Annotated in this window: 16 protein-coding genes; 9 read left to right on the forward strand and 7 right to left on the reverse strand. The window is 39.0% G+C overall.

Features of this window, described 5'->3' with window-relative positions; all coding sequences use genetic code 11:
- Window positions 1-109: 109 nt before the first annotated feature.
- The 3 genes from OB69_RS02285 to OB69_RS02295 all read right to left on the reverse strand — a co-directional run bounded on the left by OB69_RS02285 (window position 110) and on the right by OB69_RS02295 (window position 2,588).
- The gene (locus tag OB69_RS02285; protein WP_053222075.1) at window positions 110-619 is read right to left on the reverse strand and encodes a hypothetical protein; all 510 of its coding nucleotides are present in this window, start codon (window positions 617-619) and stop codon (window positions 110-112) included.
- 152 nt (window positions 620-771) lie between these two features.
- Window positions 772-1,464, reverse strand: coding sequence for a LytR/AlgR family response regulator transcription factor (locus OB69_RS02290; protein WP_053222076.1), 693 nt, complete (start codon window positions 1,462-1,464; stop codon window positions 772-774).
- Window positions 1,461-2,588, reverse strand: coding sequence for a sensor histidine kinase (locus tag OB69_RS02295; protein ID WP_053222077.1), 1,128 nt, complete (start codon window positions 2,586-2,588; stop codon window positions 1,461-1,463). The genes OB69_RS02290 and OB69_RS02295 overlap by 4 nt, the downstream gene beginning before the upstream one ends.
- Before the next feature lie 211 nt (window positions 2,589-2,799).
- Here OB69_RS02295 and OB69_RS02300 point away from each other — a divergent pair, with 211 nt between their 5' ends.
- Both OB69_RS02300 and OB69_RS02305 read left to right on the forward strand, forming a co-directional pair.
- Window positions 2,800-3,687 (forward strand): ABC transporter ATP-binding protein, encoded by an 888-nt coding sequence (locus OB69_RS02300; RefSeq protein WP_053222078.1) that lies wholly within the window; start codon window positions 2,800-2,802, stop codon window positions 3,685-3,687.
- A gap of 7 nt (window positions 3,688-3,694) precedes the next feature.
- Window positions 3,695-7,261: an ABC transporter permease/M1 family aminopeptidase gene (locus tag OB69_RS02305; RefSeq protein ID WP_071426682.1), complete on the forward strand. Its 3,567-nt coding sequence runs from the start codon at window positions 3,695-3,697 to the stop codon at window positions 7,259-7,261.
- Window positions 7,262-7,752: 491 nt separating this feature from the next.
- On the opposite strand, the gene groL is transcribed toward OB69_RS02305, so the two are convergent.
- From groL to OB69_RS02325, 4 genes are all read right to left on the reverse strand, one after another.
- The gene (gene groL, locus OB69_RS02310) at window positions 7,753-9,384 is read right to left on the reverse strand and encodes a chaperonin GroEL (protein ID WP_053222080.1); all 1,632 of its coding nucleotides are present in this window, start codon (window positions 9,382-9,384) and stop codon (window positions 7,753-7,755) included.
- Window positions 9,385-9,414: 30 nt separating this feature from the next.
- Window positions 9,415-9,693: a co-chaperone GroES gene (locus OB69_RS02315; RefSeq protein ID WP_053222081.1), complete on the reverse strand. Its 279-nt coding sequence runs from the start codon at window positions 9,691-9,693 to the stop codon at window positions 9,415-9,417.
- Between the two features lie 302 nt (window positions 9,694-9,995).
- Window positions 9,996-10,841: a DUF2911 domain-containing protein gene (locus tag OB69_RS02320; RefSeq protein WP_053222082.1), complete on the reverse strand. Its 846-nt coding sequence runs from the start codon at window positions 10,839-10,841 to the stop codon at window positions 9,996-9,998.
- Between the two features lie 145 nt (window positions 10,842-10,986).
- Window positions 10,987-11,526, reverse strand: a complete 540-nt coding sequence (locus OB69_RS02325; protein WP_053222083.1) for a DUF2911 domain-containing protein — start codon at window positions 11,524-11,526, stop codon at window positions 10,987-10,989.
- A gap of 136 nt (window positions 11,527-11,662) precedes the next feature.
- Here OB69_RS02325 and OB69_RS02330 point away from each other — a divergent pair, with 136 nt between their 5' ends.
- The 7 genes from OB69_RS02330 to OB69_RS02360 all read left to right on the forward strand — a co-directional run.
- A complete protein-coding gene (locus OB69_RS02330; protein ID WP_053222084.1) occupies window positions 11,663-12,259 on the forward strand; it encodes a DNA-3-methyladenine glycosylase in 597 nt (198 codons plus the stop codon).
- Entirely contained in the window at window positions 12,241-13,176 is a 936-nt protein-coding gene (locus tag OB69_RS02335) for a 2-hydroxyacid dehydrogenase (RefSeq protein ID WP_053222085.1), read from the forward strand. Before OB69_RS02330 ends, OB69_RS02335 begins: the two co-directional genes overlap by 19 nt.
- 162 nt (window positions 13,177-13,338) lie before the next feature.
- Complete coding sequence (locus OB69_RS02340; protein WP_053222099.1) at window positions 13,339-13,686, forward strand: helix-turn-helix transcriptional regulator; 348 nt, start codon at window positions 13,339-13,341, stop codon at window positions 13,684-13,686.
- Window positions 13,673-16,312, forward strand: a complete 2,640-nt coding sequence (locus OB69_RS02345) for an ABC transporter permease (protein WP_053222086.1) — start codon at window positions 13,673-13,675, stop codon at window positions 16,310-16,312. The genes OB69_RS02340 and OB69_RS02345 overlap by 14 nt, the downstream gene beginning before the upstream one ends.
- Before the next feature lie 116 nt (window positions 16,313-16,428).
- The gene (locus tag OB69_RS02350; RefSeq protein WP_053222087.1) at window positions 16,429-17,064 is read left to right on the forward strand and encodes a response regulator transcription factor; all 636 of its coding nucleotides are present in this window, start codon (window positions 16,429-16,431) and stop codon (window positions 17,062-17,064) included.
- A complete protein-coding gene (locus OB69_RS02355) occupies window positions 17,031-20,093 on the forward strand; it encodes a sensor histidine kinase (RefSeq protein ID WP_053222088.1) in 3,063 nt (1,020 codons plus the stop codon). The genes OB69_RS02350 and OB69_RS02355 overlap by 34 nt, the downstream gene beginning before the upstream one ends.
- Window positions 20,094-20,186: 93 nt before the next feature.
- Window positions 20,187-23,819 (forward strand): Ig-like domain-containing protein (locus OB69_RS02360; protein WP_157608469.1); only part of this gene is annotated, 3,633 nt, incomplete at its 3' end.

Here is a 23,819-nt window from a genome sequence, read left to right on the forward strand (position 1 = left end):
TGAATTCTGAATTAGGCTAACACCAATTCTGCAAAAATAGTTGATTTGAAAATTAAAAAGTAATGTTGGTTTGAGGGATTGGTTAAAGGGTTTTATATAGTGAGATTCTCTACTCGGGATTTAAGCCTGTAAGTTCATCATTATCTGGTTCTCCTAGGTTTAAAGCATAGTCTGCTACAATAATGCCATTGGCACAGAATAGATTACCATGTTTCAGTGAAGTAGTTGGATTCAATGAGGGGGAAATCATATGAATGCCTTCTTGATAAGTACCCATCACTACCATCTCTATTTTTGTGGTTGATCCATCTGCTAAAAATATGTTGTCATTGGGCATGAAGTGTTTTGCCGTTTTCAGCTTTCCATTTTCTGTTAATATTTTCTGACCTAGAGAGCAAATAAGGCTTGAGTTATTTCCGAAACTAATATTTATCATATTCTGAGAAATGGGAGTGTTACCAGTGCCATTAGACATTTTGACTATTAATGGATTGCCTTTAGAAAGACCGCTTTGTGTAGAATAATTAAAGGTTTCCACTTTGTCTCCAATGGCAATATCTTGAATAGCAACTGTTTTGTTATTTGGGATTGCTACGATTGTGTTTATGACTAATGACATGGTTTGAAAAATTTGGTGAAAAGTGATTTAAATAAAATTTAAAATCGGATAGTGATTTGTCTATTCAAATATGAGCCAATACTTACACAAATGCCTACTACTAAAGAGGGTTTAGGGCTTGTACCGAAAAAGGAGTATTGCCACTTTTTAAACTATTTATAAAGTTTTCCAACTGCACTCTTATACGTTTGGCCAATAGGCACTTCTTTCTGGCCAATCTTGATTCTGTTGCCTTCAATCAGGTTGATTTTGTCTAAAGCCACAATAAATGATTTGTGCACGCGCAGAAATTCATTTTCGTCAAGCATTTCTTCGTAATACGTTATGTTTTCGTGGCTAATAATCATTTCGTTTTCAAAATACAGTTTGCTGTAATTGCCATAGGCTTCCACATACAAGATATCCTCAGACGAGATTTGATGATACTTTTTGTTTCCTTTGATAAAGAAACGACCGCGATTGGTCGGTGTTGATTCTGGCTGTTTAGAAGGTGTTTTTGTGCCAATGGCCTTATTTACCGCCTTTACCAATCGGTCGAAACTGAAGGGCTTGAGTAAGTAATCGGCTATATTAAGCTCATAACCTTCTAAGGCGAATTCTTTGTAGGCTGTAGTGACAATTACGGCTGGTGGGTCGGTAAGTGTTCGTAGAAAATCAAAGCCTTTTAGTTTGGGCATGTTCAAGTCTAGAAAAATAAGGTCTACAGATTTGCTGTTTAAAAACTGAATGGCTTCCATGGCATTATAGCAATTCTTTTCCAGTTTTAAATGGGGAAGCATACCACAAAACTCTTCAATTAGTTCGTGTGCTAATGGTTCATCGTCAACAATAATGTATTTTATCATTGGTGGCTTATTTTTAAATCTACAGCAAAGGTGCTGGCCGTTTTATGGATGTTCAGTTCGTGTGTTTTGGGATAAATCAATTCTAATCTACGCTTTAGATTCTCTAATCCAATGCCTTTGCTTTCATTGATTTCCAAAGGTTCGTAATTGTTTTCTATGCTAAAACGGATATGTCTATTAGAACTACTCAAATCTATTTTTACATAAGCCGAATCGGTTAAGGACTCAACACCATGTTTGAGAGCGTTTTCTAACAGAATAATAAACAAAAGGGGAGCTACCTTAACTTCTTGCTCAATACTATGACTGAACTCAATATTGACCTTTTTCTGGTACCTGATTTTGTGTAATTCAATGTAGTTTTCCAAATAAGTCACTTCTTCGCGAAGCGGCACAAATTCTTTTTTCCCTTCATAAATGGTATAGCGCATCATTTCCGAAAGTTTCAAAATTACCTCAGGTGCTTTATCCGAATGCTTCACAGTAAGGGAATAGAGATTATTTAGTGTATTGAAGAAAAAATGGGGGTTGATTTGAGTTTTGAGCAACTCCAATTCCGCTTTTGACTTATCGGCCTTGAGTGTTTTCAACCATTTCCACTGATCATAAACCCATACTAAAATCAAGAAAGGAATTGGCAAAAAGAAGAGAGCGAAGGCTGTTTCTTTGTCATTGCTCACATAATCTTCAAAACTGATTGCCGACAGGCGGACGTAAAAGAAATAGAGCAAAATAATAGCGTACACTCCAATAATATAACGCTGATATTTAGTAAAAAACTTGGGTATAAACAGGTAAAACAAACCAAGCCATAAAGTAACTAGCAAGAAGATGGTTCCAGGGTTATCTGGAATATTGAAATAGCTGTCGATGATGACCATTAAAATAAGGCAAACAGAAAGCCCTAGTACTTTATAGGCCACCAACTTATGTTGAAGAATGTATTTGTATTTATAAATGGGGAAAGAAAAGACTAGCCACCAAAAAACAAAGAACAGTGTATTGGTTAACCATTCATCGGGATCAATCAAAATTAATTTAAGACTAGAAAGTATTTGGGTCAGCACCAATAAAGTTGCCAAGCCAATAAGAAAGCCGCTGTATTTTTTAAGAAAAGCCGTCATTGTTCAAAAATACCATTCCCTCAATATGCAACAAGCAATTTGGACATACATTAACAAAAGCCATGTGAACGCTGTGTTTTTTATGTCCAACCGTATTTGATCATAGCTGGTAAGGGTTTGACATGGAATTAGATGCGATCGTCATCTTTAATTGTACAGTTTTTTCATTGCAATTAGGTTCGAGAAATTGAAAAATTAACTCGTACCGACTATGAACACGCTTAGCGTACAACAGCTTTCTAAGACTTACTCAAACGGTGTTAAAGCCTTAAACAATGTATCGCTCACCATCACCAACGGAATGTTTGGTTTGCTTGGCTCAAACGGAGCAGGTAAATCATCTTTAATGCGAACTATTGCTTCGTTGCAAGAGCCTTCGGCAGGCATTATTAAGTTTAATGATGTTGATATTATTGCTCAACCTGAAGAGGTGAGGAGTAAGCTGGGTTATTTACCACAAGAGTTTGGAGTGTACCCAAAAGTCTCTGCTGAGCAATTGCTCAATCATATTGCGGTGTTGAAAGGGCTTTCGAACAAGGAGGAAAGAAAAGAGCAGATGGCGGCACTTTTGCAACAAACCAATTTATATCAGCACAGAAAAAAATCGGTACACACTTATTCTGGTGGAATGCGTCAACGATTTGGCATTGCACAGGCATTACTTGGAAATCCTCAGTTGATTATTGTGGATGAACCTACCGCTGGTCTTGACCCTGAAGAGCGAAATCGCTTCTTAAATTTGCTTAGCGAAATAGGAGAGAACGTAATCGTAATTCTGTCTACCCACATTGTTGAAGATGTATATGACCTCTGCCCAAAAATGGCCATTCTTTCAGAAGGGGCAATTGTAAAAGAAGGCAGCCCACTGAAACTGGTGGCTGAATTGAACAATAAAATCTGGACGAAATCTATTCCTAGAACCGAGCTTTCTGAATACAAAACGCAGTACAATGTGATCTCTACTAAATTGGTTTCTGGACAAACCCAGATACGCGTTTTGGCTGATTCTTGCCCCAAAGTCGGTTTTGAGCAACAGATTCCCGATTTAGAGGATGTCTATTTCGCATCTATCCAAAAACCCAAAAACGCCTCAAACTGATATTGCTATGATTATTGATTTATTGAAATTTGAGGTCTTTTATCAGCGAAAACAACGAGCACTGATTGGCCTTTCTATGATTTTCTTGTTGTATGGCCTTATGATAGGCAAGCAGAATTTTGCTCCAGCCAACGTTAACTTTAACTCGGCACATCAAATAAGTTATTATACTTCATTTATGTCGCTGGGCACCGTGTTTATTATCATGTTTTTCGCCATTAGCGGACTATTACGTGATTTAAGGTATAAAATGGACAGTATTATATTCACTACTTCCATTACCAAATTTCAGTTTTTTGTAAGTCGATTTTTTGGGGTTTTTCTATTTGGACTTTTGACATTTTCCCCATTCTTTATTGGCTTTTTAATCGGTACGCAGTCTCCTGGTCTTGATCCAGATCGGTTATCAGACTTCAATCTCATGGCCTATTTGTGGCCTTGGGTTATCTTTATTTTGCCGAATACTTTTATCGTTTCGGCAATCCTTTTTTCGGTGGCACTATTAACCAAGAATAACATAGCTACTTATTTAGGTGCCACTAGCATTTACGTACTCTATATTGTCTGTTCTATTGTGCTCAACTCACCTTTGATTGCACAATCTATTCCCCCCACAGAAAGTGGAATGATGATAGCTGCTTTGCTTGATCCATTCGGAATTGCTGCATTTTTTCAACAAACTCAGTTTTGGACTCCATTTGAAAAGAACACCGAATTACTATCGCTTTCAGGATTTTTATTACAGAATAGATTGATTTGGGTGCTTTTTGGTTTTGGCATATTAGCGCTTAGCTATAAATTCTTCTCGTTCAAAATGGTCAATCAAAGGCTGAAGAAGGAAAAGAAGGCAGTAAGGACTAAGGTGTGTAAAACAGCTTATCGCCCTATTGATATTAACCTTAATGCTAAGGGAAGACGGTTGGCATTTACTTCATTAATAGAATCAGATATGAGGGCTGCTTTTAAAAGTCTCCCTTTTTGGGCCATCATTTTAGCTTGGCTTTTTATTGTAATTTCAGAATTTGTTTCAAGAATTCAAGGAGGAGGTGAATACCACGATAGCCTTTATGCTACCTCGAACATTTTGATTACCAATTTTTTACAGCCACTCGAAATTTTTGCTCTACTTCTCATTGTTTTTTATAGTGGCGAACTGGCCAATAGAAACAGGGATTACAAATTCGAAGGAATTCTAGATGTTACACCGGTTTCAAATATTGCCTTATTCTTGTCTAAATGGGTAAGCTTACTTTTACTGCCCATTATTCTGATTTCATCGGCCATATTAATGTCCGTGGTTTTTCAAATCTCAACAGGATTCTATGAATTCAATTGGCCATTGTATGCTTCTTTGTATTACTATAATGGAGCACCCTTTGTGCTTTACAGCTTATTTGCACTATTTCTCCAATCTATAATTCCTAATAAATACTTGGGCATGGGGCTGACGGTGCTCGCTATTGCCCTGCTCAATTTTGCAGGCCCTTCCATTGGTATTCAGCATCCGATGTTACGTTTAGGTTATATCCCATTGCCGAGTTACACTGAGATGAATGGATTTGCACAGAGCACAAAGGATTTTTATCACCTTACCATGTATTGGTTTTCGTTGGGTGGAATCTTGGCTCTTATTTCGTTCAAGATTCTGAAAAGAGGAGCGAATTCAGATTTTAAATCTCAAGTTCAAAAATTTACTAGTAGTTGGAGGAAAAGTCAGCTTACTGCGGTAAGTGTCTTTGGCGTTCTATTTTTGAGTTCAGGAAGCCTTATTTATTATAACACTAATGTGCTGTCGGAGTACAGAAGTATAGACGACTACCTTAATACACAAGAACGCTATGAGCGTAAATTCAAGCAATTTCACGGCTTAGCAACATTAAACCGTATAGCACTGAAAACGGAATTGGACTTGTATCCGAATGAACAAAGTTATGACCTAAGAGCAAATGAGATTTTGAAGAATGAAAGCTCAAAATCTATTTCTGAAATGCTTGTTCAAGAGAAAGAACAAATGGCTAAAATTCAAATTGAAGGTGCAAATTTGGTGGAGTATGATAGCCTGACTGGAACTTATCTTTTTGAATTTAAACAGCCAATTCAGCCTGAAGAAGAGGTAGAGATGACTTATGAAATTAATAAGCGAATAAAAGGCTATGAAGTAAATAATTCGGTAGTAAAGAATGGTACATACCTTTCCTTCAATGCTTTTTACCCTAGTTTTGGTTATAATGTTGGTAGTGAAATTGATAATAATTTTGAGCGTGAAAAGAGAGGTTTACCAAAAAAGGAGCGAGAGGCATCAATTGAAGGTCACTTAGAAGTTTATGGCAATAAATTAGACAGGGCAAGTTTTGAGACGGTAATTTCAACAGAAGCCAATCAAACAGCAGTGTCTTCTGGCAACTTAATCAATCAGTGGACTGCAGACAATAGAAACTATTTTCACTATAAAGCCACTTTAGCAATTTTGCCAGCTATAGGTTATTTCTCTGCTGACTTTGCCATAAAGAAGGACGAACACAATGGTGTTTCCATCGAACAATACTATCACCCTAGCCATAGCTATAATATTGATCGCATTACTGAAAGCACTGAGTTAACGCTAGATTACTGCATCGAAAATGTTGGTGCATATCCGTTTGACTACATCCGTATTGCAGAAGTGCCTGCCCATTGGAGTTTTGGAGGCTACGCTCACCCTGGCCTTATCAGTATGGTGGAAGATAGGCTTTATCTAGCTGATATTCGTGATCCAAATGGCTTCGATATTGTAGCAAAACGAACCATTCACGAAGTGGCGCATCAATGGTGGGGACATATATTATCGCCTAATAGAGGAGAGGGAGCAAGTTTTTTCGTAGAAGGCTTAGCCAAATACACCGAGGCTATAATAATGGAGAAACACTACGGAAAAGGTTCGGTTTGGAACTTGGCTGAAAACGCCAACAGACGCTATTTTCAAGGAAGATCTTTTGCTAGTGAGCCTGAACCGCCTATTTATAAACAATTGGGAGAGAGTTACATTGGCTACGGGAAAAATTTAACGGTGATGTTGGCCTTGATAGATTTAATAGGAGAGGAGGCTGTAAATCAGGTGCTAAAAACGATTACTGATCGGCAAAGAGCGGATTATGATTATTCAGTAAATACTCTGGTTTTGCTGGATGAACTGTACAAAGTAACACCTAAACAATATCATGCGCTGATTGACGATTGGTTCAAGAAAGTAATCACCTACGATTTATCTGTGGAAGAGGCGGAATATCAACAACTGGAATCTGGTAAGTATGAGGTTTCGTTAACCATAAACGCTAAACGTTTTCAAACTCAAGAAAATGGTGCTTCAGAACAAATAACCATTGACGAACCTATTTCAATAGGCCTTTTTACAGCATCACCTGAAAATGTTAGTAATGAAGAGTCGATTATTTATTTGGCACCTCATCAGGTCAATCAAACGCAAATGCAATTCAAGTTGATTGTCGACCAACTGCCAACACATGTTGCTATCGATCCATTCGGCACTCGATCAGATGAGAATTTATTTGATAATACAATTCGCTTATTAAAGTAGTAATAGTTAGTCACAGGTTTAGAAAGCCTACGACAGTGGCTTTGCTTTAAGGGCTTTGCATTAAATTTTCGTTGCAAACGAGGATTAGTAGAGACTTGTTTAAGGATCCGTTTGCTAATACTTTTCTATTTAGATCCTTCGCTGCCACTCAGGATGAAAAACCGAGTGCAAACAAGAGACAATTGTATTGTGTATTGACTTTTTAAACACTAAAGATGATTATACGTAAACTGCCTCTTTTCTTTCCCTGAGGTTACGAAGGGTCTAAAAGACTATATTACTTTCATTACACTTTAAGGACAGAGTTCTTTATCAATTGATGGTCACAGGTTCGGAGAACCTACGACAGTGGTATCAATCCATCCATTGTAAGCAATAGAATAGCATATGAGCGTAGGCCTAAACACACAAGAGCCTGACTCTTTCGAATCAGGCTCTCTATATTTCTAAGTACTAGGTACTAAGGACTCAATACTAATCTGCGAAGCAGATTACATCATGCCGCCCATTCCACCGCCCATTGGAGGCATTGGCATTCCGCCACCTTCTTCAACTTCTTCTGCAATTACGCATTCAGTAGTCAATAGAAGTGCAGCAATAGAAGCAGCATTTTCAAGTGCTAAACGAGTTACTTTAGTTGGGTCAATTACACCCGCAGCAATTAGGTTTTCATACTTTTCAGTACGAGCGTTGTAACCGTAATCCGCTTTACCGTTTTTCACTTCGTTTACTACCACAGAACCTTCACCACCACAGTTGGCAACAATTGTTCTTAATGGAGATTCAATTGCTATTCTGATGATGTTAACACCAGTAGCTTGGTCTTCGTTGTCGGTTTCTACGCTATCTAAAGCAGCAGCTGCTCTGATAAGCGCTACACCACCACCAGCAACTACACCTTCTTGTACGGCTGCTCTGGTTGCGTGCAATGCATCGTCAACTCTGTCTTTTTTCTCTTTCATTTCTACTTCAGTAGCTGCTCCAATGTAAAGGATGGCCACACCGCCAGAAAGTTTCGCAAGTCTTTCTTGCAATTTCTCTTTGTCGTAATCAGAAGTAGTGTTTTCAATTTGCTGCTGGATTTGCGCTACTCTAGCTTTGATATCGGCTTCAGAACCTGCACCATTTACAATGGTAGTGTTGTCTTTGTCGATGTTCACTTTTTCAGCAGTACCTAGGTACTCCATAGTAGCGTTTTCTAACTTATAACCTCTTTCTTCAGAAATTAAAGTTCCACCAGTTAAGATGGCAAGGTCTTCCAACATTGCTTTTCTTCTGTCGCCAAAGCCTGGAGCTTTAACCGCAGCAATTTTTAGAGAACCTCTGATTTTGTTTACAACTAAAGTTGCAAGGGCTTCGCCATCTACATCTTCAGAAATAATCAATAAAGGCTTTCCGCTCTGAGCTACTGGCTCAAGGATTGGAAGTAACTCCTTCATTGAAGAGATTTTTTTGTCGTAGATCAAGATGTATGGATTATCCATCTCTACTTCCATTTTCTCTGTGTTGGTTGCGAAGTATGGAGAAAGGTAACCTCTGTCAAACTGCATACCTTCTACAGTTTTTACTTCAGTTTCAGTACCTCTTGCTTCTTCAACAGTGATTACACCGTCTTTACCAACTTTGTCCATCGCATCAGCAATCATTTGCCCGATTTCCTCATCGTTATTGGCAGAAATGGTAGCTACTTGCTTGATCTCGTTAGAGTTCTGGATTGATTTTGATTGACTTTGAAGGTTAGCAACTACTGCAGAAACTGCTTTGTCGATACCTCTTTTCAAGTCCATTGGGTTTGCACCAGCGGCAACGTTTTTAATACCAATGTTAAAAATTGATTGAGCAAGAACAGTGGCAGTAGTAGTACCGTCACCAGCGCTATCAGCAGTTTTAGAAGCAACTTCTTTAACCAACTGAGCACCCATATTTTCGATTGGCTCTTTTAGCTCGATTTCTTTTGCTACAGAAACACCATCCTTAGTTACAGTAGGGGCACCGAATTTTTTGTCGATGATTACGTTTCTACCTTTTGGACCCAATGTTACTTTTACAGCATCTGCCAAGGTGTCAACACCTTTTTTCAGCTGATCTCTAGCGTCATTACGAAAGAATAATTCTTTAGCCATTTTATTTTAGATTTTTAATTTCTGATTTGATTAAACAATTGCAAAAATGTCAGACTCTCTCATGATTAAGTAGTCTTTACCTTCTACTGAAATCTCAGTGCCAGCATATTTACCGTACAATACAGTGTCGCCAACTTTTACAGTTAAAGGCTCATCTTTTTTTCCAGCTCCAGCTGCTACTACAATACCTTTTTGTGGTTTTTCTTTCGCAGTGTCAGGAATGATTAAACCAGAAGCAGTTTTTTCTTCAGCAGCGGCAGGTTCTACTAGAACTCTGTCGGCTAATGGAGTGATGTTTACTTTTGACATTTTCTATAAATAGTTAAGTGTTAAAACAATTTGTCGAGGAGCCCATTTGCATTAAATGTGCCAATCGCTAAACGTGAAGTTTTGTCAGGTTTTTGTCAGTTGTTTATCTAGAATAAGGTATTCAGGCAATGACAAGGATATGTTTTTGTCAGACTTTATTTTGTTTAGTGGACTGAAAGGTAAGCCTTACTGTCAGGTGCAGAATATTTTGACTGGTTTCTTATTTCAATTCAAGCCCATAAAAAGAAAAAAGAGGGTACCGTTTTGGTAACCTCTTTCTGTATTTTTCAGCTATTGTAATCTTATTTTAACGAAGCAATCAACTTCTCGTTCAACCTAACATAATCAGGGTTTCCACCAGTTTTAGCAAGTGCCATTGATTTTTGTGCCGAAGCAATGGCTTCTTTATTCATTCCTAATCTGGCTTGTAATTTGGCTTTGAGGTGAATTACCCAATATTGTTCATCTGCGCTACCTGCTATGGCCTTGTTTACCCACTCTAAAGCCAATTGAGGATCACGATTTGTATCGTAATAATAACCAGCAGCTTGAAAGTATACACCAGCATCAGAAGGTTTTTTGTCGATTACTTGGGCTTTGATATCTGCCATTACTTTGCTGTCCACATCTGATTCGATCGTGAACATTGCTTTAGTATGTTCCCACTTCATGTTAAAGTTGGCAGAGTTCATCGTAAAGTCTGAAAAGCTAATAGTAAAGGTTTCGTACATGCTGCTTGGGTGTTTCACAGGTACGTCAAATCTTAAGAGATCGTCCTTTTTGTCATAACCAATAGCGCCCCACCATGTAAGGTTTTTGCTCAAAATAATAGTAGCTACTTCTTCTGTAAATATTGTATAAAGTGCATAGGTACCAGCAGGCACGGGGTTGCCATTTAATTTTACGTTTTCACTAAAAGTAATTTTTGTTGAAGCATTAGCACCTGTTCTCCATACTTCATTGTAAGGAATCAATGCACCTGCCACTTGTCGGCCACGGGCGCTGGGTCTAGAATAGACTACTTTTACATCTGCCAATCCTACAGTGCCTTTCAACTCAAAAGTTGGGCTGGCAGGAGGCATTTTAATTTGGGCTATGGCCATTACACTAATTAATAGTGCAGTTAGTACAAATGAATATTTTCTCATGTTGTTTTGTGTTTGTGCGGTTCAAATATAAAGGATTACTCTGTAACAGTTCAGCAATCCGTTTTCCCTTAATTAAGTTCAATAGGGTATAAAAAAAGGCCGAACCATTTTGGTCGACCTTATCTTATACTTTTTTCTGTGCGAATTAGTTGTTCACTTTTATCGGGAATTTCACAGAAAGATTTCCCCAAGCTAATTCGATATTCCCTTTGTCTTTAGAGTTTTTATCGAAATCAGTAAGGTTAATCACAAATGTCTCAACGTTGTTAGAAGTTTTAGTTACCGGAACAAAGAAGCTTAATACATCACCAGAGTTGTCATAAGCCGTTCCCCATTTATCAGTAATGCTGCTAATAATAATTTTCCAAGTAGTGTCACCAGGTACAGTCCATAATGAGTAGCGTCCAGCTTTAATTGGTTTACCGTTAATCATTACGTCTTTATCAAAACCAATAATAGTATTCGTATTTGCGCCTGTGCGCCACACACCATTGTTTAATTTATTTACCAATTCATTTACATCTCTTCCATCAAGGCTAGGGCGGCTATACACCAATTCCATTTCGGTAGTTCCAATCATTTGTTTTACTGTAACCAATGGGCTAGCAGCTGGTTTTTGAGCAAAGGCATTTTGAGTAAAAACAAAAAGGCCAAGCATTACAATTAGGGTCAGTGTTCTTTTCATAGCTATAAATTTAGTGGTAAATTTTTAAAATCGAATTTTGATTCATTACACTAAACTGAATTTCTTGTTTTAGGTTCAGTATAATAAGTTTGATGCAAAGGATTTCGGTAGTGTTTGGTCAGTAATATTTCATTTAATGCAATTAACTCGGAGCTTTTACGAAAGGAATAATGTAGATGTTTTAGCTAAGAAGCTTTTGGGCAAAAAGCTCGTTACCAACTTTAATAGCGTGATTACTGCTGGTTTTATCACTGAAGTTGAGGCGTACTCTGGCAGAAACGATAAAGCCTGCCATGCAAATAACGGACTGCGTACATCAAGAACTGAAGTGATGTATGGAGCTGGAGGTTATGCTTATGTCTATCTATGCTATGGGATTCATCATATGATCAATATTGTAACGAATGTAGAAGGGCAGGCCGATGCGGTTTTGATTAGGGCGTTTGAACCGATCGAAGGAATTGATGCCATGCTTAAAAGAAGAGGGTTTGATAAGTTGACCAAAGCGCTAACTTCGGGTCCAGGAAATGTAGGTAAGGCTTTGGGTTTAAATACTAAAACGCATAATGGACTTAGCCTTTTGGAAAATGAAATATGGATTGAAGACCAAGCCGAAGTTTCTGAAGAGCAAATAACTTCAACTACACGAATAGGGGTGGATTATGCGGAAGAAGACGCGTTGAAACCTTGGCGATTTTACATTAAAGATTCAAAATGGGTAAGCAAAAAATAGATATTCTACTTTCAACTTCAGTATGGGATCCAAAAGCATGGGTCGAAGGATTGAGCCAGTCGGAATTGGTTGGCAAAATTTATGTTTGGCCTACGGAAGAAGATTTGAGCAATGTACAAGCACTTTTTGTTTGGAAGCCTTTGGCTGAAGGAGTGATTGAAAAACTGCCCAACTTAAAATGGATCAGCTCGCTAGGAGCAGGGGTAGATCATTTAATGACGGACCCTCAAATTCCAAGAAATATTCCCATCACCCGAATTGTAGACCCGAACTTAACTACCGATATGACAAATTATGTGATGATGAGCGTAATCATGCATCAAAGAAATTTCAGATTGCTTCAGCAGAACCAACAAAAGTCTCACTGGGAACGCATTACCTACAATAAACTCCGAGTAGGGGTAATGGGGCTTGGAGAACTTGGTGGACATTTGGCTAAACAACTTTATGCGGCTGGTTTTGAGGTTTCGGGCTATTCTAGAACTCAAAAGCAGATTGAAGGAGTGAAGTGTTATGATGAAAATCAGCTCGATACATTCCTTTCTGAACTAGATGTTTTGGTCAATTTACTGCCCATCACTCCCAAAACGGTTGGTATTTTGAACTATGAACTGCTCAGCAAAACGCCAAAAGGTTGTTACTTGATTAATGTAGCCCGAGGCAATCATTTAGTAGATAATGACCTAATAAAACTTCTTGACGAAAATCACCTTTCTGGTGCTATATTAGATGTTTTTCACCAAGAGCCGCTTCCAAATGACCATCCATTCTGGGCACACAAAAAGATAACGGTTACCCCTCATGTGGCTAGCGTAACCTCACCAGAATCGGCTTTAAAACTTCTAAAAGAAAACATCGACAGGTTAGTTAACGAAACACCATTACTGCACCAAGTCGATCTGAATAGAGGGTATTGAATTTTAGCTTTAGTCAATAGTCATTAGTCAATCGACTGTTGACTGATATCAAATGCCCAATTCACTACACAAATATTCCGTTTCAGTAAACTCTGTTTTATTTCATTTGCAATAGTGAAACATATGTATTTCATTTACTATTGTGAAACTAATAAAAAACAGATGCAGAGAATAAACCTAGGGGAGTTCGAAGAACTGGTTTTACTTATTGTAGCCATTCTGAACGACAATGCCTATGGCATTAGTGTGATGGAAGAAATTGAGGTGCAAACTGAGCGTAAGATCAATATCAGTGCTGTGCATTCGGCTTTAGATAGATTGGAAAGTAAAGGTTTTTTGAAGTCCGAAGTTGGAGGAGCCACCAATGAAAGAGGAGGTAGGAGAAAGCGATTTTTTACAGTGACCGTTGCAGGAAATAAGGCCCTCAATTTTGTGCGCGAACAGCGTAACCGACTGCACGAACAAATACCAAATATAGATTTTGGTCTGAATCAATATGCCTCAATTTGATCACCATCCACCACGCTGGGCGCTTTGGTTTCTTCAATTGTATTGTAAGCCACGTGTGAGGGAAATCATTGAAGGGGATGCCTATGAACTGTTTTATAAGAGGGTCGAAACAGACGGTTTAAAGGTAGCAAAACGCAAATTCGGATGGGATGTACTTCGGTTCTTCCGTCCAAAATATATCAAAGGTCTAGAAGATATTAACTCATTAAACAACATTGCCATGTTCAAAAACTATTTTAAAATCTCGGTCAGGAGTTTGGTTCGCCAAAAGTTTTTTTCCATAATCAACATTTCAGGGCTTTCACTAGGTTTAGCGGCCTGCTTGCTCATTATGCTCTACATTACTAACGAGCTTAGCTACGATAATTTTCATAAAGATGTAGACCGTGTTTACCGAATTGCCAATAATCAGAGCGGTCAGTACACACCAGCTCGACTTGGTGCTCAATCCAAAATGGATTTCCCCGAAATCGAAGAGGTTGTTCGTTTGTCAGGCCCATACGATCAGACTTTTAAAGTCAATAATCAGATATTTAAAGAACAGGAAGGCTTTTCAGCCGATTCTACTTTTCATAAAATTTTCACTGTAAAATTTGTAGAAGGAAACCCCGATAAAGCATTGACTGAGCCAAATTCAATTGTATTGACTGAAGGTTTAGCTAGCAAGCTTTTCCCTAAACAAGAGGCCTATGGACAGTTGGTTGCTGTTAATGGTAATTCGCTTAAGGTTACAGGTGTGGTGGCCGATCCGCCAAAGAACACCCATTTCCATTATAATTTTATTGAATCATTCCCGCACGAAAGCTGGATTACGGTAGGCAACTGGACGGGAAATAACTTCTTTACCTATGCCAAACTGGTAGCGGGTGCTACACCCGAATCTGTAGAAGCCAAGTATCCTGATTTCGTTGCCAAATATGTTGGTCCGGATTTGGTGAAATACACAGGGCACACAAACTATGAAGAGTATTTGGCTGAAGGTGGTAGACAAGGAACTTTCACTTTAAAACCCATGAAAGACCTTCACTTGTATTACCCACATATGGCTTTAGGTTCGCAAGGAAATATTAACAATGTCTACATATTTTCTGCCGTGGCAGTTTTCATTCTGTTAATTGCCAGCATCAATTTTATGAATCTTTCTACAGCACGCTCCGCTGCCCGTTCCAAAGAGGTTGGTATGCGTAAGGTATTGGGTTCTAGGCGCAATCAGTTGGTCTATCAATTTTTGGTGGAGTCTATGATGATTAGTGTTTTGGCCATGATCCTGTCCATGGGCTTGGCCAGCCTAGTTCTGGGTGGTTTTAATGAATTGGCAAATCGAAATTTTAGTTATACGGATTTGTTAGCACCAAGCACGCTGCTTTTATTGTTTGGTTTAGTACTCGTGGTTGGACTTTTAGCAGGCAGTTATCCAGCATTTTACCTTTCTGGCTTTAACCCACTTAGAGCATTAAAAGGAGAAAACAAAGCAGGAGGTGGTAATGTGTTTTTGAGAAAGGGATTGGTAGCATTTCAGTTTGCCATTTCGATTTTCTTAATTATTAGCACCATGATTGTTTTTTCTCAGCTTAGGTTTATGGGGCAGCAGAAGCTAGGTTTTCAGCCAGAACAAATTATGGTAGTTAAAAATACAGGCCTCTTAAGAGAAAAGCTATCTGCTTTTAAAAATCAGCTACTTCAAAAACCAAATATCGAATCGCTTACACTTACCAATCAATATGTTTCGAGCAGTATAGCAGACTGGGGGTATTCAACAATGGAAGACAATCCTCGACATTTCAACCTGATGAATATGTTTACTACCGATGATTTTTTGGAAACCATGGGCTTACAACTGGTAGAAGGCCGTTTCTATTCCAATGAATTGGCATCCGATTCTGCTGTGGCAGTAATTAATGAAAGTGCAAAAAAGGAGTTGGGCTTTGAAAATGTGATAGGCAAAAAGGTTTCTAGGGGCGATGGTGAAGATTATACAATTATAGGTGTAGTGAAAGATTTTAATTATGAGAGTTTAAAACGATCTATTGAGCCTTTAATCTTGAGAAGAATGTTTGAGGACGGAAGGATGGAAGCTGACTGGTACGGAGGCAATTACTTATCGCTTAAAGTAACGGGTAATTTCGGGGAAACCGTAAAACAAGTGGAGTCTGAATGGAATGCCATGGTACAAGATGAACCCTTTGATTTTGTTTTCCTCGATGACTCTTTCAATTCACTTTATGAAGAAGAACGAAGATTTGGAAAGCTGTTTACCGTTTCATCAGGTTTGGCCATTGCCATTGCCTGTTTAGGACTTTTCGCTTTGGCAGCATTTACCTTAGAAAGAAGAAGAAAAGAGATAGCGGTAAGAAAAGTAATTGGAGCATCCGTTAAAAGCTTAACCATGCTTGTGGTATCAGATTTCACTAAACTAGTAGCTATTGGCTCCTTAATTGCCATTCCAACTGGCTACTGGATTATGCAAGATTGGTTGGCCACATTTGCCTATCAAATTAACATTAATAATCCCTTGCTGTTTTTAATCCCCGTTATTCTCGTTACCGTTATTGCTTGGCTCACCGTAGGTTTTCAATCGGTAAAAACCGCTACAAGTAACCCTGTTAAAGCACTGAGGAGCGAGTGATATAGTCGCTATAAAATCAATTTGAAAGTATGTAACAACTAACAATACGTAGCCCTACGTATTGTTAGTTGTTATGCATTAGGGTTATCTTCACGTTCCAAATACTCAATTTTTAAATGAATAAAGTAACTCTTGTTTTAGCTGATGATCATCCGTTATTATTACAGGGGTTAGAGTCTACTCTAATCTCTAAAGGCTTTAATGTTTTGGGCACAGCTAGTGACGGAAGAGCTGTATTAAAGCTAATTACAGAGTTCAACCCAGAAATTGCTATTTTGGATATTGAAATGCCTGAAATGAATGGACTTTCGGTGGCCAAACATTGCATGGAGCATAACTACGATACCAAATTCATAATTCTCTCATATCATAAAGAAACAGAGTTTATTGCACGAGCCAAAAGCCTTAATGTTTCAGGTTATCTATTGAAAGAAGATGCACTGGAAGAGATTGAAGCTTGTATTAATGAAGTGGCCAATGGAGGGAAATATTTTAGCAAGGCTTTTCATTTAAAAGATATTGCATCAGCACAAACAACGCTGGAAATGATAGAGGCGCTTACACCATCAGAACGGAAAATCCTTAATTTTATAGCCGCTAACCAGTCAACTCGAGAAATAGCTGATAAGCTTTTTATATCTGAGCGAACAGTTGAAAAACATCGCAGCAATATTATTCAGAAGTTGGATTTAGAAGGGAAGCCTAATGGATTAACAACATGGGTATTGCACAACAAACATTTGTTGCATTAGGGTTGTATTTGCGCACCCCTTTTAAACCATTTTTGTGTATTTGGTTACTTTTGGCTACATCAAGCCTACTAGGGCAAAATAAACAAGATCAAGGTATTTTAGCATTCAATACTTATGATGCAAAGGATGGCTTAGAAGTTGGTGATATTCACTCTTTAGTCTATGATAATAATGGTTGGCTGTGGATCAGCGGATTAGAATCTGACTTGGGCGCAAGCGCCTTTCTTCAAAATATACCCAAACTGCAATGGTTCGATGGTTATAATTTTCATTCCGTATCGTTACCCATTTCTGAAGACATTTCACCAAATATTTTTATCTTAAACAAGAGGGCTGATGGCCTTTTTTATTTACGATTTTCTTCAGCACGTACCTCTGATTACCTTTATTTGTTCAACCCATCTAGTTTTGAGTTCCAGCAAATACCCATTTCAAATAAAGGTATTGATGTTAAAATCTCTAACCTGTTTGTTCAAGGTAACACTACCTTTATTGCACTAGATACCGCAGGAGAAACGTATCTATATCTGTTAAATGAAGATTTATCTCTTCACAGGTTATTCAGGTTAAGAACTGAAGGCGGGGAGTCTTATTTGTACCAAGTAATTTCTTTTGAGAATCATTTTCTCGTTTCTGAAGCTAGAACGGGGATTATAGCCTATGCACTTAATGGTGAAATAATAAAGGAGTTTGATTATGAAGACTTCAGTTTTGAAAAAACAGACAATCAAGAAGTTTTAGCACTTGCTGATTGCTTTTGGTTCGAGGAGGCATTCGAGTTTGTTTTAAAAAGCGAGAAAGAAATTTATCGATACAATGATCAAAATATGACTTGGTCTAAGAGCAATCTTACCAAACCTGGCAAGACTGGGGTTGTCAAAAATAATCTTTATCAAAAACTAAACGCCATAAACGATAGCTTTGGAAATATCGCATTGTTGGATGCCACAGGTGATCAGGTTTTAATCAAAAGAGAATTTATAAACCAAGTAAACCAAAAAAGTAATACCATAGTAAAGGTGAATAATATAACCAATATGGCTAGCCAAAACCTGAAAAAGGAATTGTATTTAGCCCAATTGGGTAGGTTAGTTCATATAGTTTTTAAAAATACGGGGGTACATAATTTTTTAGAGGGTTTTAGTGTAAGAAGTATTACCCATTATAAAGAGAGTAAATACTTAGTGGGTACCGAGGTAGGTGGTTTATACCTGATAGATGTTGACGATAAAACAGAAGAACCATTTCCTATATTTATGAACGGTCAACCTTTCTCCGCTTCGGAAGTTAGGGGATTGTTTATTAGTGAAAATAATATTTGGACCAACTACAATGAAGGAGTTTTACTAATAGACCTTGCAACGCACGAGGTAGAAAGGTTTAGGCATTACCCTATTTCAGCAATGGTTGATGATGGAGATAGGATTGTATACGGTGCAGCTACTTTTCCCCTAATGGAATTCGATAAAGTAAATAAAGTCAATAGACCTTTATCGGTAAACGATTCGCTGGTTATTATGGACTTAGCAAAGTTTGGTGGTAGCTTCTATGCAACAACAAAAAATGGGCTTTTTACTTTTAAAGATGGGAATGAGGCTTTTATCGATATTCCAGTGGAGCCCGATAAACTGATGATGTTGGATGTTATTGATGAATACGGCTTGATGATTACCACTAGCGATGGCCGTGTTTATCAGATGAGTAATGAAAACAAAGAACCCGTTTTGCTTTATACCGACCCAGCCACCAGTCCTATTGCTTCAGTTTTTAAAGATGAACAATCTAATTTTTGGTTTGCTACATTTTCAGGCTTAATAAAATATAACCCACAAACACAAACCTCGGAAAGGTATGTAGAGGACGATGGATTTAGCAATAATGAGTTTAACCGTTACAGCATGTTGCAAACTGCTGATGGAGGAGTTTTTTTAGGAGCCATTAGAGGGCTGAATTTTTTCTACCCAACAGAAGTAAGAAAGATCGAGAAAGGGGGGAGAGTGGTACTTACCAGTCTTACTTATTTTGATATTAAGACAAATGCTAATACGAATATTACAGCTCTTGGAAATTTGGCTCAGGTCAAAAATATATCGTTACCCGCTGAAAACAAGTTTTTAAAAATACAGATGGCACCAAATGGGCTTACCCAGCCAGTAAAGGTCAATATGGAGTTTAGGTTAAACAATAGCGAATGGCTGCCGATTAAGCAACCTGGTGAAATTCAGTTTGATAACTTGGCGGCTGGGCAATATCGGTTGGCTGTTAGAATGGTAGACTCTGAAGGGCTAGCCTTTGGAGAAGAGCTTGAACTGAGAATTCATGCCCAGGAGTTTTTTTATCGTACTATTTGGTTTTTGCTTTTATGCGGACTGCTCATCATTACGATTAGTTATTATTTTATTCGGCAGGCCAACAAGGCCAAGAGGCTTGAGCAACATTATTCTCGAACACTCTTAAAGGTGCAGGAAGAAGAGCGAATGAGAATTTCTCGTGATTTGCATGATAGTGTGGGGCAGCAGTTGATTTTGCTGAAGAATCAGGCGAATGCTTCTAAAAATGAAGAAATAATTAAAAACGTAAGTGCAACACTAGATGAGGTGCGTAGCATAACCAAAAACCTGCATCCCGTTGTGCTCAGTAGGCTCGGACTCACCGCAGCACTGGAAGAATTGATCCGTAAACTCGATGAAAATACCGAAGTGTTCTTTTCTACCGAACTGGAAAATATCGATGGTATTTTTAAGGAAGACGAAGAACTCAACCTTTACAGAATCATTCAGGAGGCATTGAATAACATAGTGAAGCATGCCAATGCAGCATCTGCTAGACTTTCCATTGAACACACCAAAGGTAAAATCCTGATCAATATTCAAGACAACGGTCGAGGTTTTGTTGTAGAACAGGAACAACAATCAGGTACTTCTTTAGGACTCAAAACACTACAAGAAAGAATTGCCATGCTAAATGGAAAAGTCAATATTGTTTCTGGAGAAACCGGTACAATCATCTCACTGATAATCCCTAAATAAAAGCTGTTTATCACATTTGCGCTTATTAAATACGTATCGCTACGTATGTTTTGGCTTGCTTCTCGGGTTTAGCTTTGTATCGCCTAACCTATTATGAAAGCTAAATCAACTAAATCAATTTCGTTCAGTACAACTTCACACCATCGTATGAATACCTTTCGTCAATGGTGTTTGATAAATAACTCCCTAAGAAATATTGTAGTGTTTAAACTAAGCTTTCCATGCTCGTTAAAAGGAAAACTGTTAGTCGCGTTGCTCTTTTTTGCTTATATCTTTAATGCTGGAGCACAAACCTTCGATGCCAAGTTCAATGCCAATCCGGCTTCAGGTTGTTCAACTCCACACACCGTATTTTTTACTGACCAGTCAGTTAATCCAGACACTTGGCTGTGGAACTTTGGTGATGGAGGCACATCAACCGCAAAGAACCCAATTCGCACCTTCACTACCACAGGAGACTTTACCGTTACACTGACAGTTCAAGATACTATTTTCGGTTACACCGATACTTTCACACAAACAATTTCCATTTCGGTGCCTACTGCGGATTTTAATGGTTCATCCCTTTTTGGTTGTGGCCCTTTGACGGTAAATTTCACAGATGCTTCGTCTATTTCAGGCACTAATACCATTGTGGGCTGGGCTTGGGATTTTGGCGATGGACAGACTTCCACAGACCAAAACCCTACACATGTTTATGATAAACCTGGAAACTACACCGTAAAACTAAGGATTACAGATTCTGGTGGCTGTACTCATGAAAAAACCAGAACCAATTACGTTCAGGTTCTGGGGCCTGATGTTAAATTTAGTGCCACTAGTACCACACTATTGGGTGGCCCAGGCGCAGTAACTTTTCAGGACCAAACGGCTGCAAGTTCTCCTATTACTAGTTGGACTTGGAACTTCGGAGATGGTTCAACTTCTAACTTGCAAAATCCTACACATACTTATGCTACATCTGGTACTTTCGATGTAAGCCTGACTGTTCGTGATCTTGACGGTTGCTCCAGAACACTCACAAAAACGAATTATGTAAATACTATTTCAGGTGCTTTTGATGTATCAAAGGCAGTTTTTACTGGAGACCATGAACGTTTTTCTGTGGCTGCGCAGGAATTGTTTCCTAAGTCACTCGCTTTTAATGGCGATGGTACCAAGATGTTCGTTATGGGAGGAAATGGAAGAGACATTAATGAATATAACCTGACTACCGGCTTTGATGTTTCTACGGCTGTTTATGCCGGGAATGCAGAGCGTTTTGCAGTAAATACGCAAGATGTGTACCCTAACTCGCTTGCCTTTAATATTGACGGGAGTAAAATGTTTGTTTTAGGGGAATTTGGAGATGATATCAATGAATATACGCTAACTACGAACTTTGATATTTCTACAGCTGTGTATGCAGGAGACGCAGAACGTTTTTCAGTAGCAGCGCAAGAAGATGCCCCCTTTTCGCTTGCTTTTAATAATGATGGTACAAAAATGTTTGTGTTAGGGAATTCTGGGAATGATATCAATGAATATAACTTGGCTGTAGCTTTTGATGTTTCCACGGCTGTTTATGCCGGGAATGCAGAGCGTTTTTCTATAGCTGGGCAAGAAATGAGCTCTCGCTCCTTGATGTTTGATCCTTATGGTACTAGAATGTTTGTGATGGGAGAGTCTGGGGATGATATCAATGAATATAATTTGGCTGTGGCTTTTGATGTTTCTACAGCCGTTTATTCAGGTGATGCAGAGCGTTTTTCGGTGGTTGCGCAGGAAAATAGGCCATTTTCACTTGCATTTAATAATGAGGGTACTATCATGTTTGTAACAGGACTTACTGGTGCAGATATAAATGTTTATTCTTTAGCAGCGCCAGTCATTACTGGTGCCGTGGCCAACCAGCCTGTAAATGATAATGCCACCATTAGTCCTTTTTCGAGCATAGTGGTTGCCGATCCGAATGGAGACAATGTTTCAGCCACCATAACCTTAGACGGCAATGCCAAAGGAGTCTTGTCAGGAACAGGTCTAACGGGTTCGGGGCCATATACCTTAGCAAGCACGGATGCTGCTAGTTTACAGGCCAGTTTAAGAGCTTTGGTATTCGACCCAACAGATAATAGAGTTGCCTCAGGAAGTACTGAGAAAACAACTTTTACTATTCAAGTGAGTGATGGACAACGAAATGACATAGACGCCAATACTACTGTGATTTCAAGTCCAGTGGCGCCAACAGTTTCATTGAGCAGCCCAGCCACTTCACCGACAAATGGTTTTGATATAACGATTACTTTTAGCGAAGCAGTTACAGGTTTTGCAGTAGGAGATATCACCGTTGGTAATGGAACTGCCTCTAATTTCAATGCCACAAGTGCTTCAGTTTATACAGCTTCAATTTCTCCAACTGCAAATGGATTCGTTACTGTAGATGTGGCAGCGGCAAGTGTGCAAGATGCTGGAGGCGTAGACAATACAGCTGCCACTCAGTTTAGTATAAATGCGGATGTCAATGCACCAGATGTAACCATTACCAGTGCGGTAGCCGACCCAACCAATGGTGCATTTACTGCTACCTTTACCTTTAGCGAAGCAGTTACAGGTTTTGCGGTGGGCGATATTACTTTAGGAAACGCGACAGCTTCTAACTTTACAGCCACAAGTACTTCTGTTTATACCGCAGATATTACCCCAACTACTGATGGCACAGTGACCATTGATGTAGCAGCTAATGTAGCCCAAGATGCCGCTACGAATGGAAATGCCGCTGCCGCTCAGTTTAGTATTACTGCTGATCTAACAGCTCCAACAGTACTTATTTCAAGCACGGCAGCTAATCCAGTTAACGGAGCATTTACGGCTACCTTTACCTTCAGCGAAGCAGTTACAGGTTTTTCGGTGGGCGATATCACTTTGAGTAATGCGACCGCTTCTAACTTTACAGCCACAAGTACTTCTGTTTATACCGCTTTAATTACCCCAACAACTGATGGCACCGTAACCATTGATGTTGCCGCGAATATAGCCCAAGATGCCGCTACAAATGGCAATACCGCTGCCACTCAGTTTAGCCTTATTGCTGACTTGACCAGTCCAACAGTACTTATTTCAAGCACTGCGGCTAATCCGATCAACGGAGCTTTTACGACTACCTTTACCTTTAGCGAAGCAGTCACTGGTTTTGCAGTAGGAGATATTACGGTTGCAAATGGTACGGCTTCTAACTTCAGTGCCACCAGCGCAATGGTTTATACGGCATTAATTAGCCCAACTACGGATGGTGCTGTAACCATTGATGTAGCGGCTAATGTAGCCCAAGATGCCGCTACAAATGGAAATACCGCAGCCACTCAGTTTAGCCTTATTGCTGACTTGACCAGTCCAACCGTACTTATTTCAAGCACTGCGGCAAATCCGATCAACGGAGCATTCACTGCTACCTTTACCTTTAGCGAAGCAGTAACTGGTTTTGCAGTGGGCGATATTACTCTAGGAAATGCTACTGCCTCAAACTTTACAGCCACAAGTACTTCTGTTTATACCGCTTTAATTACCCCAACAACTGATGGCACCGTAACCATTGATGTAGCGGCCAATGTAGCCCAAGATGCCGCTACAAATGGAAATACTGCAGCCACTCAGTTTAGCCTTATTGCTGACTTGACCAGTCCAACCGTACTTATTTCAAGCACGGCAGCTAATCCAATCAACGGAGCATTTACTGCTACCTTTACCTTT

This window comes from Roseivirga seohaensis subsp. aquiponti (assembly GCF_001267955.1).
GTDB classification, from domain to species: domain Bacteria; phylum Bacteroidota; class Bacteroidia; order Cytophagales; family Cyclobacteriaceae; genus Roseivirga; species Roseivirga seohaensis.

Excerpts from the sequence above, each read along its gene's own strand:
- OB69_RS02315 (WP_053222081.1), bottom strand. The coding sequence starts at position 9,693 with ATGTCAAAAGTAAACATCACTCCATTAGCCGACAGAGTTCTAGTAGAA.
- OB69_RS02320 (WP_053222082.1), bottom strand. The coding sequence starts at position 10,841 with ATGAGAAAATATTCATTTGTACTAACTGCACTATTAATTAGTGTAATG.
- OB69_RS02295 (WP_053222077.1), bottom strand. The coding sequence starts at position 2,588 with ATGACGGCTTTTCTTAAAAAATACAGCGGCTTTCTTATTGGCTTGGCA.
- OB69_RS02350 (WP_053222087.1), top strand. The coding sequence starts at position 16,429 with ATGAATAAAGTAACTCTTGTTTTAGCTGATGATCATCCGTTATTATTA.
- OB69_RS02355 (WP_053222088.1), top strand. The coding sequence starts at position 17,031 with ATGGGTATTGCACAACAAACATTTGTTGCATTAGGGTTGTATTTGCGC.
- OB69_RS02325 (WP_053222083.1), bottom strand. The coding sequence starts at position 11,526 with ATGAAAAGAACACTGACCCTAATTGTAATGCTTGGCCTTTTTGTTTTT.
- OB69_RS02345 (WP_053222086.1), top strand. The coding sequence starts at position 13,673 with ATGCCTCAATTTGATCACCATCCACCACGCTGGGCGCTTTGGTTTCTT.
- OB69_RS02340 (WP_053222099.1), top strand. The coding sequence starts at position 13,339 with ATGCAGAGAATAAACCTAGGGGAGTTCGAAGAACTGGTTTTACTTATT.
- OB69_RS02305 (WP_071426682.1), top strand. The coding sequence starts at position 3,695 with ATGATTATTGATTTATTGAAATTTGAGGTCTTTTATCAGCGAAAACAA.
- OB69_RS02300 (WP_053222078.1), top strand. The coding sequence starts at position 2,800 with ATGAACACGCTTAGCGTACAACAGCTTTCTAAGACTTACTCAAACGGT.
- groL (WP_053222080.1), bottom strand. The coding sequence starts at position 9,384 with ATGGCTAAAGAATTATTCTTTCGTAATGACGCTAGAGATCAGCTGAAA.
- OB69_RS02330 (WP_053222084.1), top strand. The coding sequence starts at position 11,663 with ATGCAATTAACTCGGAGCTTTTACGAAAGGAATAATGTAGATGTTTTA.
- OB69_RS02335 (WP_053222085.1), top strand. The coding sequence starts at position 12,241 with ATGGGTAAGCAAAAAATAGATATTCTACTTTCAACTTCAGTATGGGAT.
- OB69_RS02290 (WP_053222076.1), bottom strand. The coding sequence starts at position 1,464 with ATGATAAAATACATTATTGTTGACGATGAACCATTAGCACACGAACTA.
- OB69_RS02285 (WP_053222075.1), bottom strand. The coding sequence starts at position 619 with ATGTCATTAGTCATAAACACAATCGTAGCAATCCCAAATAACAAAACA.